We start from the raw sequence: 12,169 nt of genomic DNA on the forward strand, positions 1-12,169 counted from the left end.
CCAGTCGCCCGTCCGGCCAATTCATGACTGGACGTTTCGGATCCGCGGCGGATGTATTATCGTGGCGAGGTGCGCATATAAAAGCAGCCTGAGCGATCAGGCCCTAGGCAATACAAGAGGGTGTCATGAGTAACGAGAGCATTAACTGGGACAAGCTGGGCTTCGACTATATCAAGACCGACAAGCGCTACCTGTCCGTATGGCGCAACGGCGAGTGGGACAAAGGCACCCTGACCGAAGACAACGTGCTGCACATCAGTGAAGGCTCCACCGCCCTGCACTATGGCCAGCAATGCTTCGAAGGCCTGAAGGCCTATCGTTGCAAGGACGGCTCGATCAACCTGTTCCGCCCTGACCAGAACGCCGCCCGCATGCAGCGCAGCTGCGCCCGCCTGCTGATGCCGCAGGTGCCGACCGATGTATTCATCGAAGCCTGCAAGCAAGTGGTCAAGGCCAACGAACGCTTCGTGCCGCCGCACGGCAAAGGCGCCCTTTACCTGCGTCCGTTCGTCATCGGCACTGGCGACAACATCGGCGTGCGCACCGCGCCGGAGTTCATCTTCTCGATCTTCGCCATCCCGGTCGGCTCGTACTTCAAGGGCGGCATGAAGCCGCACAACTTCACGATCTCCAGCTACGACCGCGCCGCCCCACAAGGCACCGGCGCCGCCAAGGTCGGTGGCAACTATGCGGCCAGCCTGATGCCAGGCGCCGAAGCGAAGAAGAACAACTTCGCTGACGCCATCTACCTGGACCCGCTGACCCACAGCAAGATCGAGGAAGTCGGTTCGGCAAACTTCTTCGGTATCACCAAGGACAACGAATTCGTCACCCCGAAATCGGCCTCCGTCCTGCCGGGCATCACCCGCCTGTCGCTGATGGAACTGGCTGCCTCGCGCCTGGGCCTGAAAGTGGTCGAAGGCGACGTCGAGATCAGCAAGCTCGATCGCTTCGTCGAAGCCGGTGCCTGCGGTACCGCCGCCGTCATCACCCCGATCGGCGGCATCGAGTACAACGGCAAGCTGCATGTGTTCCATGACCTGGAGAAAGTCGGCCCGGTCACCCAGAAGCTCTACAACGAGCTGACCGGTATCCAGAGCGGCGACGTTGAAGCGCCAGCAGGCTGGATCGTCAAGGTCGCCTGAGGCTTCGCCCTCCCCTGAAAACGGGGCATGCCAGCAATGGCATGCCCCGTTTTCATTAGCCACTCCCTCCTTTGCCGATGCGCCCTATGCGGGCAAACCCGCTCCCTCCCGGACCTCGCAAACCTTGCAGGAGCGGGTTCACCCGCGAATGCGCCCACCCGTTCACCGCAGCGCCAAAGGTGATCTTGCTCCCGCAGACACAGGCCTATCAGGTCTTGATGCAGCAGATGAATTTTTCTTAAATCGCACAGTGTCTATTCTTTGGCACAATCAAGTCTCCAATCGCTGCCCAGGTACTAGCATGCCCCGCGTACTGACCATCGAAGACGACGCCGTCACCGCCCAGGAGATCGTCGCCGAACTGTCCAGCCATGGCCTGGAAGTGGACTGGGCCGACAATGGCCGTGAAGGCCTGTCCAAGGCCATCGGTGGTGGCTACGACCTGATCACCCTGGACCGCATGTTGCCCGAGGTCGATGGCCTGACCATCGTCACCACCCTGCGCAACCTGAAGATCGCCACGCCCATCCTGATGATCAGCGCGCTGTCGGACGTCGATGAGCGCGTGCGTGGCCTGCGCGCCGGCGGCGACGACTACCTGACCAAACCGTTCGCCTCCGATGAGATGGCCGCACGGGTCGAGGTGCTGCTGCGGCGCAACAGCGTGCCCATGACCCAGACCCGTCTGCAGGTCGCCGACCTCGAGCTGGACCTGATCAGTCACGAAGCGCGCCGCGGCGAGCAGACCCTCAACCTGCTGCCCACCGAATACAAGCTGTTGGAGTACCTGATGCGCCATGCCGGCCAGGTCATCACCCGGATGATGATCTTCGAGGAGGTCTGGGGCTACCACTTCGACCCCGGCACCAACCTGATCGACGTCCACATCGGTCGCCTGCGCAAGAAGATCGATCCGCCCGGCCAGAACCCGCTCATCCGTACCGTGCGGGGCTCCGGCTATGCCATTGCCGAACCCGTCTAAGGGCTGGAGTTCCTCGACCAGCCGCCTGCTGGCGCTGTACAGCTTCCTCTTCGTGGCGTGGAGCAGCATCCTCATGGGGGTGCTGTACTTCGAGGTTTCCAGCTACCTGAACAAGCTCACCCGCCACTCCATGCTGCAACGCCAGCACCTGTTCTCTCACATGAGCGGCAAGCAGCTAGACGACGCGCTGATCGCAAGCCAGGCGTTCGAGGAGCGCGGCTTCGATGCCTACGGGCTGTTCGACGCCCAGCTCAACCCCATTGGAGGGCGTGTGCGCTTCATCCCGCCGGAGCTCGGGCTCGACGGCGAAGTCCACGAACTCAAACGGTGCCTGGACGCGGATGACCCGCACCTGCCCCGCGACAGCTGCGATGCCGTGGCGATCCGCATAAAGGATGGCCGTTGGCTAGTGCTGGTACGCGACAACGGTTCGTTGTTCGTGGTCACCCGAATCATTCTCCACGCCCTGCTCTGGGGCATCTCCCTGACCTTGATCCCCGGTTTCGCGGGGTGGTATCTGCTGCGCAGGCGACCGCTCAAACGTATCCGAGCGATCCAGGCCCAGGCCGAGCTGATCGTGGCCGGAGACCTGACCCATCGCCTGCCGCTCTCAGCGCGACGCGACGAACTGGACATGCTGGCGGCCATCGTCAACGCCATGCTCGACCGCATCGAGCGGCTGATGCACGAGGTCAAAGGCGTCTGCGACAACATCGCCCATGACCTGCGCACGCCTCTGACCCGTTTACGTGCACAGCTTTACCGGATTCGCCAGCAAAGCGGTGACAACGCGCCCGAAGCCCAGGCCCTGGAACAGGCGATTACCGAAACCGATACGCTGATGGCGCGCTTTCGCGGCCTGCTGCGCATCAGCGAACTGGAAGACCGTCAGCGTCGCGCCGGATTCGTCGAACTCGATCCCCATGCCTTGCTGATGGAGTTGCACGACTTCTACCTGCCACTGGCCGAAGATGGCGGTATTCGCCTGACCCTGGAGCAACCGGCGCAACTGCCGGCACTGCATGGAGACCGGGAACTGCTGTTCGAGGCGCTGGCCAATCTGGTGGGCAACGGCATCAAGTTCACTCCCCAGGGCGGGCAGGTACGGATCCAGGCGCGTGAGTATGCCAGCGGCCTGACCATTGCCATCGAAGACAGCGGGCCGGGGATTCCAGAGCAGGAGCGCGCAACGGTGTTGAAGCGTTTCTATCGCAGTGAGGAAGGCCATCGCCACCCCGGGTTCGGGCTGGGATTGTCGATCGTCGCGGCGATCGTCGACCTGCATGGGTTCCGCCTGGAGGTGGGAAGCAGCGAGCTGGGCGGGGCCAAATTAGTGTTGCATTGCCCGGTGGGCGCTACGTCTCGATAATCGAATGGGGCGCCGCTACGCGCCCCCTCGCAGGCTGTCGCCAGCCCCTACAGGTGTACAGCAGGTGCACAAGATGTAGGAGCGGCCTCGTGCCGCGAAAGGGCTGCGCAGCAGCCCCTCAGGCATCGGTCAGTCAGCCAGGCGCCAGGTGGTTGCGCCCTTGCTGTCTTCCAGCACCACACCCATGGCGGCCAGCTGGTCGCGAATGCGGTCGGACTCGCCCCAGTTCTTGTCCGCACGCGCCTGCAGGCGCGCCTGGATCAAAGCTTCCACCTCGGCGGCATCGACCTTGCCCTCTGCACCGGCACGCAGGAAGTCGTCCGCATCCAATTGCAGCACGCCCAGCACATCACCCAGTTCACGCAGGCGACCTGCCAGACCTGCAGCGGCCTCTGGATCGTTTTCACGCAGGCGGTTGATCTCGCGCACCAGATCGAACAGCACGGCGCAGGCTTCCGGCGTACCGAAGTCATCGTTCATCGCGACGCTGAAACGCTCGACGAACTCCTCGCCCCCTTTGGCTTCGACGCGCGGCAGACCGCGCAGCGCGTGATAGAAGCGCTCCAGGGCGCCCTTGGATTCACGCAGGCTGTCTTCGGAGTAGTTGATGGCGCTGCGGTAGTGACTGGCTACCAGCAGGTAGCGCACCACCTCCGGGTGATACTTGTCGAGCACATCGCGGATGGTGAAGAAGTTGTTCAACGACTTGGACATCTTCTCGCCATTGATACGGATCATGCCGCAGTGCATCCAGGCGTTGGCGTAGGGCTTGCCGGTGGCCGCCTCGCTCTGGGCGATCTCGTTCTCGTGGTGCGGGAACTCCAGGTCGCTGCCGCCGCCGTGGATATCGAAGCTCTCGCCCAGGCAGCAGGTGGACATCACCGAGCATTCGATGTGCCAACCCGGACGGCCAGGCCCCCAGGGCGACTCCCAGCTCGGCTCGCCCGGCTTGGCGGCTTTCCATAGGACGAAGTCCAGCGGGTCCTGCTTGGCCTCGCCGACTTCGATCCGCGCGCCGATGCGCAGGTCTTCGATCTTGCGCCGCGACAGCTTGCCGTAGCCGACGAACTTGCCGACCCGGTAGTACACGTCGCCATTGCCCGGTGCGTAGGCATAGCCCTTGTCGATCAGGGTCTGGATCATCGCGTGCATGCCGGGGATGTGATCGGTGGCTCGTGGCTCCTGATCGGGCGGCAGGATGTTCAGACGGCGCTCATCCTCGTGCATGGCATCGATCATGCGCGCGGTCAGTTCATCGAAGCGCTCGCCGTTGTCATTGGCGCGGTTGATGATCTTGTCGTCGATGTCGGTGATGTTGCGCACATAGGTCAGCTCGTAGCCGCTCTTGCGCAGCCAACGGGTGATCAGGTCGAAGGCGACCATGCTGCGACCATGGCCCAGGTGGCAGTAGTCGTACACGGTCATGCCGCACACGTACATGCGCACCTTGTTGCCGTCCAGGGGTTTGAAGGCTTCCTTGGTCTTGCTCAGGGTGTTGTAGATGGTAAGCACGGCGATTCCTTAGCTGCCCCAGGAGTCACGCAGGGTGACGGTGCGGTTGAACACCGGACGGCCCGGCTGGCTGTCCTTGAGGTCGGCGCAGAAGTAGCCTTCGCGCTCAAACTGGAAACGGTCCTCAGGCGCGGCCTGGGCCAACGACGGCTCGGCGCGGCAGCCGGTCAGCACCTGCAGCGAGTCCGGGTTGATGTTGTCCAGGAAGCTGCCGCCCTCCTCGGTCTTCTCTGGGTTCGCCGAGCGGAACAGACGGTCATAGAGACGCACTTCGCACTCGACGCTGCCCTCGGCCGGTACCCAGTGGATCACGCCCTTGACCTTGCGGCCCTCGGGGTTCTTGCCCAGGGTGTCCGGATCGTACGAGCAGCGCAGCTCGACGATGTTGCCGTCGGCGTCCTTGATGGCCTCGTCGGCGCGGATCACGTAGCTGCCGCGCAGGCGTACTTCACCGGCGGGTTCCAGACGCTTGTAGCCCTTCGGCGGCTCTTCCATGAAGTCGTCGCGATCGATATACAGCTCGCGGGAGAATGGCAGCACACGCACGCCCATGTCTTCCTTCGGGTGGCGCGGCAGCTCGAGCTGCTCGACCTTGCCTTCCGGGTAGTTGGTGATGACCACCTTAAGCGGACGCAGCACGCACATGGCGCGTGGCGCGGTACGGTCCAGGTCGTCACGGATGCTGAACTCGAGCATGGACATGTCGACCACGCCGTCGGAGCGGTTGGTGCCGATCATCTCGCAGAAGTTGCGGATCGAGGCCGGGGTGTAGCCGCGACGGCGGAAGCCCGACAGGGTCGACATGCGTGGGTCGTCCCAGGCGTCGACGTGCTTTTCGTCCACCAGTTGCTTGAGCTTGCGCTTGGAGGTGATGGTGTAGTTCAGGTTCAGGCGGCTGAACTCGTACTGGCGCGGGTGCGCCGGTACCGGCAGCTTGTCCAGGAACCAGTCGTACAACGGACGATGGCTTTCGAACTCCAGGGTGCAGATCGAGTGGGTGATGCCCTCGATCGCATCCGACTGACCGTGAGTGAAGTCGTAGTTGGGGTAGATGCACCACTTGTCGCCGGTCTGGTGGTGGTGGGCATGGCGGATGCGGTACAGGATGGGATCGCGCAGGTTCATGTTCGGCGACGCCATGTCGATCTTGGCGCGCAGCACGCGCTCGCCATCCTTGAATTCGCCGGCCTTCATGCGCGCGAACAGGTCGAGGTTCTCCTCGACGCTGCGGTCACGGAACGGGCTGTTGCGGCCTGGCTCGGTCAGGCTGCCGCGGTATTCCTTGGCCTGCTCGGGGGTGAGGTCGCAGACATAGGCATTGCCCGACTTGATCAGTTCCACGGCCCAGTCGTGCAATTGGTCGAAGTAGTCCGAGGCATAGCGCACCGGACCTGCCCACTCGAAGCCCAGCCATTTGACATCACGCTGGATGGAGTCGATGTACTCCTGGTCTTCCTTGGCCGGGTTGGTGTCGTCGAAACGCAGGTGGCAGACACCCCCGAACTCCTGGGCCAGACCAAAGTTCACACAGATCGACTTGGCGTGGCCAATGTGCAGGTAACCATTGGGCTCCGGCGGGAAACGGGTGACGATGCTGCTGTGCTTGCCCGAGTCCAGGTCGGCCTGGACGATCGGCCGCAGGAAGTTCGCAGGGACGGCGGGGGCGCCTTTGGCAGCGGCGTTGGGCGCGTTGTCGGCAGTGGGCTTGCTCATAGGATCCTTGAATGCTGGTGTTCGGCCTGGGTAGGCCGATTGAATCAAAGGGCCTATCATAGCCGAAGCAGTCAAGCTGCTGACAGCCGGGCACCGACAAACTGGCGCGATTTGTCGCAAGCCATGCAAAATGGCCGACGCGCGTCTTGTGTCGCGGTCGCCCGATCCTGCGTCAGGTGACAGTACGCGCCCTGCGCAGCCTATTTCCCGAATGCCTTTCAAAGAGCGAATTCAGCATGTCCAAAGTCAAACTGAGCACCAACCACGGCGACATCGTCCTGCAACTGGACGGCGAAAAGGCACCGAAAACCGTCGAAAACTTCGTCCAGTACGTCAAAGACGGCTACTACAACGGCACCGTGTTCCACCGTGTGATCAACAACTTCATGATCCAGGGTGGCGGTTTCGAAGCGGGCATGAAGCAAAAGCCAACCCGCTCGCCAATTCAGAACGAAGCCGACAACGGCCTGAAGAACGCCAAATACAGCATCGCCATGGCCCGCACCATGGAGCCGCACTCCGCCTCCGCGCAGTTCTTCATCAACGTGGCCGACAACGACTTCCTCAACCACAGCGGCAAGAACGTCCAGGGCTGGGGCTATGCCGTGTTCGGCGAAGTGATCGAAGGCCGTGATGTGGTCGACGTGATCAAAGGCGTCTCCACCGGTTCCAAGGCTGGCCACCAGGATGTGCCTAAAGACGACGTGATCATCGAGAAAGCCGAGATCATTGAGTGATCCTGCTGATCTCCGATCTGCATCTGCAAGAAGAACGCCCGGACATAACCCGGGCGTTTCTTGATCTGCTCGATGGCCGTGCCCGGCATGCCAAGGCGCTGTACATTCTTGGTGACTTCTTTGAAGCCTGGATCGGCGACGATGCCATGACGCCTTTCCAGCAGTCGATCTGCCAGGCCCTGCGCCGGCTGAGCGACAGCGGGACGGCGATCTACCTGATGCACGGCAACCGCGACTTCCTGATCGGTGAGGCTTTCTGCGAAGCGGCGGGCTGCACACTGCTGGCCGACCCCAGCGTGGTGCAACTCGGTGGCGAGCCGGTGTTGCTGATGCACGGCGACACCCTGTGCACCCGCGACCTGGCCTACATGAAACTACGTCGCTACCTGCGCAACCCGCTGAGCCTGTGGGTCCTACGTCATCTGCCGCTGTCCACCCGGCAGAAACTGGCGCGCAAGCTGCGCAGCGAAAGCCAGTCGCAAACCCGCATGAAGTCCACCGAGATCGTCGACGTCACGCCCGAGGAAGTCCCCAAGGTGATGGCGGCCCATGGCGTTCGCACCCTGGTGCACGGCCATACTCACCGACCAGCGCTTCACAAGTTGGTGGTCGACGGGGCACCGGCCCGACGCATCGTGCTGGGTGACTGGGACCGCCGTGGCTGGACGTTGCAAGTCGACGAACAGGGCTTCCAACTAGCCCCGTTCGACTTCCCCTGATTCGGGGTTGCCGCGATTGGGGCGCAAAGCGCCCCGTCTTGGCTCAGTGGCCTGTGCCCGCCACCACCGCCTTGTCCCCCTCCCTGATTACGTACTGTCGATACTGCGGATCAGCCTTGATCTGCGCCTCGGTGAACGGTATCGACGCCAATTGCTTGGCCGAAAAGGCACGCGTCTGGTCACTGCCATAAGGCGATGCGGCCTCGCTTGACTGAGAAAACGCGAGCAACCCGAACGCTTGCGGCCCCTGCCGGGTGAAACGGACCAACTGCAGGTAACTGGTACCACTGACGACCTGCTGCTTGCCCGCCCCCACTGGCACGCTGTACATCGCGTTGTACACGCCAAGCTCCTGAGGCCCACCCGACACTGGCGTGCCATCGGCAGCCTGCTGGATCTGCCCCCAGGTGTCTTTGGCGTTGATGCCAGCCTCACTCACCTGCTGCAATGAAGCCCGCGCCGCTTCGTGCACACGCTTGCTGACCGCCGCTTGCTCCACCGCCAGCCCCCGCGGTGTGTGCTGAGGGTCGGCGGCGTCGAATGACACGCGCCAGTTTTCAGGATGTTCAGCCAACGCCTGGGCGATATTGGCAAAGTGCACAAGGCCTATGCCGCTGTCGAGATCTGCCTTGCCATTCCAGGCGGCAAGGCTCGCACACACGGCCAGCACATCGACCGGGGCAGTTCTGCACCAGGCCAGCAGGTCTGGAAGCACAAGGTTTGCTGCGTACACCTCATTATCCAGCACCATGTGTTGTAGATCCGCCACCTCTAACTTGCCAGGCCCTTGCAGGCGTTGCAGGGCAAAGCGGCTGCGTAGGCCCAGGGGCTGGCCTTCGCGGCTGACCAACGGTGAGTAGCCGGTCAATGGCTGCGCAGGGTTGGCCAGCCAGGCCGGGTCGTTGGAGTTCTGCACGAAGTCGCGCCGCTCCAGGCTTGGCAGCAGCCGAGCAGGGAAGATACCCGGCTGGGCCGCCTGCGCATCGACCTTCCATTGGCACGCGCTGCGCGAACCGTCCAATACCACCAACGGCTCGATCGCCGCCGGATCGCCACAGAGCGCCAACAGCGCCTGATCCACGTAGGGCACCACTGACTGGTTCAGATACGCGGCACGGCCCGCTGCATCGACAGCCAACGTGTTGACCCACGGAATACCCTGAATCTGCCCCACCGCCTGCTCCAGGCGGTCCAGGCCGTCGGCACGGTTGATCGCCTCCCACTGCTGCAACACTCGGGTATTGTCCAGGTTCGCATCGCGCAAGCTGTAGGCATATTGCGAGTTCCAATCCAACCGACCGGGCCACTGCACCACGGGACCGAACGTCGAGGCATAGACCTGCCGCTGTACCTGTCGCAACTGGCCATCTTCATCCTTGACCGTCACGCTCAGGGTCTGGCGGGTCAGCGGCACGGACTTGCCATCGAGCAGGTAGCGCGTGGGGTCCTTCGGGTCGAGCTGCAGGCGGTATAGGGTGAAATGCTTGGATGTATCGACCGTGTGCGTCCAGGCCACGTGACGGTTAAAGCCGATGTTGATCAGTGGCAAGCCCGGCAACGCGGCGCCCATGACATCCAACTGCCCGGGAATGGTCAGTTGCATCTGATAGAAGCGCATGCCACCCACCCACGGGAAGTGTGGATTGGCCAGCAAGAGACCGCCGCCGGTGGCCGAACGCTCGGAGCCGACCGCAACCGCGTTGCTGCCTCGGGCCGAGGCGAACTGCGCCTGGCGCGCCAAGGCCGCGCTGAAGTCCCGCCCCTCCGGCCGCGTGGCCGCTTGCGGCGGCGTGGCCGCCACCAGCGCTTCGACGAACTGACCGATGCCCCCCTCCGCCAACAACCGGCGGGTGAGCTTGGCCAAATCCAGGCTGGAGATCGGCCGCACCCAGTCGCCGCGGCCACACTCGGCTGGCAAGCCTTGGACCTTGCGCTCGGTCAAAACTCGGTTGTAGCCCTCTGCATACCCCTCCAAGCGTTGGCGCATCGACACGGGCTGGGCCTGGAGGAAGGCCTTGATCGCTGAGTCGTCATTGAGCCAGGCGAAGAACATATCGTTGTCGAGGTTGTCGCGCTGCTCGATCGTCTTGCCCTGAACACCAAAGTAGCGGGCGCGCTCCCCATTGACGGTCAGCACTTGGTCGGCCAACAGGCAAAGGTTGTCCTGGGCATACGCATAGCCGATGCCATAGCCCAGGCCTCGTTCGTCCTTGGCCAGGATATGCGGCACGCCAAAGCTGGTCCGGCGGATCTGCGCCGACGCCTCGCCAGTCGCTTCGAGGGCTTGCGCGGCAGGGCCTGAAGTGAGCAGCACGGCTGCCAGGCCAAGGTGGGTCATGTGACGCGAACGTGTGGACACGGGCACTCCTGGATTGGAAGGGTCATCCCGGTCAGACGAACAGCCCGATGGAAATTTTACGCAAGGCAACCCAGTGCGACGTCTAGAACACAAAGCAGCGATTTTTTATCGCCCAAGGCTGCAGTTTTGCCCGGCTCATTCGTCCTAGTAAGTGAGGCACCCATGATTTCGGGACAGTCCACGAAAAGGAGCATTCACATGTACAACCCACAACCCGCGTTACAGCGCATCACCGGTCTGGATGCGGCCGGGGCCAGGGCAATCGCCGGCCCACAGGTGCGTGCCGGCAATGAGCAGATCCGCGAATTGCTGCGAACCTTTGGCCTGCGTACGAGCCTGATCCGCCTCAAAGTCATCGATGCACTGCACTGCGCCGACCGCGACGGGCGCAGCATCGGGGTGCGCGGCATCCATGCGCAGTTGGCGCAGTTGGACATCCCGCTGTCCTTTCTCAGCGTGCGCGAGGTACTCAAGCGGCTGTGCGCCGAAGGTGTGATCAGCCTGGGCAACGACAAGTGCTATAGCCTCAATCCCGAAGCCCGGGCCGTGCTGGAGCAAACCGCGCCCCGTTGAAGCCACGGCCGGCCCTACGCAGCCGGCCCGCCTGGGTCAAGGCTTGGGCCCGACCTTGCGACGCAGAATTGCATTGATCACCACCACGATCACCGCAATGGCGATGGCGATGTACTGGAAGGTCTGCTCGGTAATGGTCCCCTGCTTTTGCAGATAGGACAGACCCAGCATGATGCCCAGCACCACCAGGATGATCAGGATCGAATATTTCAGGCGTTGCACGTGTGTCATCGAAGGTTCCTTGCGACATCAGGGACATAAGGCTCGCGACGAGCCGAGGCCATGATACAACGTCCCCATCATAGGCGGCGCTTTTGCTTGTGACCGCTCCAGGACATCCGCCTTGTAGGGCTTGAAGGTAGGGCCACCCTTCAATGCGCAACGCAAATTAAAAACGAGTTACCAAGGCTTTTAGGGCTTTGTTGACGCCACGTCCTACGTACCAGACCCTCACTGCCTGCACATTCTCGCGCCAGAAGGCTACATCCACCGATCCGCTTGGCGCCTAGCGACCCCACTCGCGGCTGCCGGAGAATCAAGCTCAGGCCGACGATGACTTCGCCCAGAGCGGCAAAGCACGCCCGCCTATTCATCATGAACCCCATGCCCTGCGCTTGCTTATTTCTCCGAGGAATCATCAATGGAACTGCTAGACCTCAATCGTATCGATATCGCCCAACTGCCCCACTCCCTGCAATCGCTGATCGAATGCATCGGCATAGAGAACGCCTACCGGCTGACCTGCGCCTACGGCGGGCGCCCCAAATACATCCCCAAGCACCTTGAACGGACCAAGCTTGCCGATTTGTTGCCCCCAGAAGCCCTGCAAAGCTTGATCAAGCGCTTTGCCGGTGTCGCCCTGGAAATCCCGAAGCCGGATCACTTCCAACGCCAACTGCGAAACCTGCAGATCAAGCAGGAGAGCGCCGACGGTCTGTCGCGCAGCCTGTTGGCGGACAAGTACGGCTTGAGCTTGCGTCAGATCGGCAATATCCGCCGACAGGAAGACCACGCACACTAAGGCTTGCTTGAGCACTTTCCCCACAGCAAAGCGCCCCAC

Annotated in this window: 11 protein-coding genes; 7 read left to right on the forward strand and 4 right to left on the reverse strand. The window is 62.5% G+C overall.

Features of this window, described 5'->3' with window-relative positions; all coding sequences use genetic code 11:
- Positions 1-125: 125 nt before the first annotated feature.
- From IEC33019_RS09740 to IEC33019_RS09750, 3 genes are all read left to right on the forward strand, one after another.
- Positions 126-1,145 carry a branched-chain amino acid aminotransferase gene (locus IEC33019_RS09740; RefSeq protein ID WP_070091217.1) on the forward strand — a complete coding sequence of 340 codons (1,020 nt, stop codon included), beginning with the start codon at positions 126-128 and terminating at the stop codon, positions 1,143-1,145.
- Positions 1,146-1,446: 301 nt separating this feature from the next.
- Positions 1,447-2,127 carry a response regulator transcription factor gene (locus tag IEC33019_RS09745; RefSeq protein WP_070091218.1) on the forward strand — a complete coding sequence of 227 codons (681 nt, stop codon included), beginning with the start codon at positions 1,447-1,449 and terminating at the stop codon, positions 2,125-2,127.
- Positions 2,105-3,496: a sensor histidine kinase gene (locus IEC33019_RS09750; RefSeq protein ID WP_070091219.1), complete on the forward strand. Its 1,392-nt coding sequence runs from the start codon at positions 2,105-2,107 to the stop codon at positions 3,494-3,496. The genes IEC33019_RS09745 and IEC33019_RS09750 overlap by 23 nt, the downstream gene beginning before the upstream one ends.
- 129 nt (positions 3,497-3,625) lie before the next feature.
- Here IEC33019_RS09750 and cysS read toward each other — a convergent pair whose 3' ends face one another.
- The gene (gene cysS, locus IEC33019_RS09755; protein ID WP_070091220.1) at positions 3,626-5,008 is read right to left on the reverse strand and encodes a cysteine--tRNA ligase; all 1,383 of its coding nucleotides are present in this window, start codon (positions 5,006-5,008) and stop codon (positions 3,626-3,628) included.
- Between the two features lie 9 nt (positions 5,009-5,017).
- The gene (locus IEC33019_RS09760; protein ID WP_070091221.1) at positions 5,018-6,721 is read right to left on the reverse strand and encodes a glutamine--tRNA ligase/YqeY domain fusion protein; all 1,704 of its coding nucleotides are present in this window, start codon (positions 6,719-6,721) and stop codon (positions 5,018-5,020) included.
- A gap of 236 nt (positions 6,722-6,957) precedes the next feature.
- Here IEC33019_RS09760 and IEC33019_RS09765 point away from each other — a divergent pair, with 236 nt between their 5' ends.
- Both IEC33019_RS09765 and IEC33019_RS09770 read left to right on the forward strand, forming a co-directional pair.
- Positions 6,958-7,458 (forward strand): peptidylprolyl isomerase, encoded by a 501-nt coding sequence (locus tag IEC33019_RS09765; protein WP_099593377.1) that lies wholly within the window; start codon positions 6,958-6,960, stop codon positions 7,456-7,458.
- Positions 7,455-8,177 (forward strand): UDP-2,3-diacylglucosamine diphosphatase, encoded by a 723-nt coding sequence (locus IEC33019_RS09770; protein ID WP_070091223.1) that lies wholly within the window; start codon positions 7,455-7,457, stop codon positions 8,175-8,177. The genes IEC33019_RS09765 and IEC33019_RS09770 overlap by 4 nt, the downstream gene beginning before the upstream one ends.
- 43 nt (positions 8,178-8,220) lie before the next feature.
- Here the strand turns inward: IEC33019_RS09770 and pvdQ are convergent, their stop codons facing one another.
- A complete protein-coding gene (gene pvdQ / locus IEC33019_RS09775) occupies positions 8,221-10,515 on the reverse strand; it encodes a bifunctional acylase PvdQ (protein WP_070091224.1) in 2,295 nt (764 codons plus the stop codon).
- 219 nt (positions 10,516-10,734) lie between these two features.
- On the opposite strand from pvdQ, the gene IEC33019_RS09780 reads away from it, so the two are divergent.
- Positions 10,735-11,109, forward strand: a complete 375-nt coding sequence (locus IEC33019_RS09780) for a fe2+ zn2+ uptake regulation protein (protein WP_070091225.1) — start codon at positions 10,735-10,737, stop codon at positions 11,107-11,109.
- A gap of 36 nt (positions 11,110-11,145) precedes the next feature.
- Here IEC33019_RS09780 and IEC33019_RS09785 read toward each other — a convergent pair whose 3' ends face one another.
- Positions 11,146-11,340, reverse strand: coding sequence for a hypothetical protein (locus tag IEC33019_RS09785; RefSeq protein ID WP_070091226.1), 195 nt, complete (start codon positions 11,338-11,340; stop codon positions 11,146-11,148).
- A 409-nt stretch (positions 11,341-11,749) separates the two neighbouring features.
- Here IEC33019_RS09785 and IEC33019_RS09790 point away from each other — a divergent pair, with 409 nt between their 5' ends.
- A complete protein-coding gene (locus IEC33019_RS09790) occupies positions 11,750-12,130 on the forward strand; it encodes a Mor transcription activator family protein (protein WP_070091227.1) in 381 nt (126 codons plus the stop codon).
- The last annotated feature ends 39 nt before the right edge of the window (positions 12,131-12,169 follow it).

The sequence above is a fragment of the Pseudomonas putida genome (assembly GCF_002741075.1).
GTDB classification, from domain to species: Bacteria; Pseudomonadota; Gammaproteobacteria; order Pseudomonadales; family Pseudomonadaceae; genus Aquipseudomonas; species Aquipseudomonas putida_T.

Coding starts and splice junctions, on each gene's coding strand:
- IEC33019_RS09780 (WP_070091225.1), top strand. CDS start 10,735: ATGTACAACCCACAACCCGCGTTACAGCGCATCACCGGTCTGGATGCG.
- pvdQ (WP_070091224.1), bottom strand. CDS start 10,515: ATGACCCACCTTGGCCTGGCAGCCGTGCTGCTCACTTCAGGCCCTGCC.
- IEC33019_RS09750 (WP_070091219.1), top strand. CDS start 2,105: ATGCCATTGCCGAACCCGTCTAAGGGCTGGAGTTCCTCGACCAGCCGC.
- IEC33019_RS09765 (WP_099593377.1), top strand. CDS start 6,958: ATGTCCAAAGTCAAACTGAGCACCAACCACGGCGACATCGTCCTGCAA.
- IEC33019_RS09790 (WP_070091227.1), top strand. CDS start 11,750: ATGGAACTGCTAGACCTCAATCGTATCGATATCGCCCAACTGCCCCAC.
- IEC33019_RS09740 (WP_070091217.1), top strand. CDS start 126: ATGAGTAACGAGAGCATTAACTGGGACAAGCTGGGCTTCGACTATATC.
- IEC33019_RS09745 (WP_070091218.1), top strand. CDS start 1,447: ATGCCCCGCGTACTGACCATCGAAGACGACGCCGTCACCGCCCAGGAG.
- IEC33019_RS09785 (WP_070091226.1), bottom strand. CDS start 11,340: ATGACACACGTGCAACGCCTGAAATATTCGATCCTGATCATCCTGGTG.
- IEC33019_RS09760 (WP_070091221.1), bottom strand. CDS start 6,721: ATGAGCAAGCCCACTGCCGACAACGCGCCCAACGCCGCTGCCAAAGGC.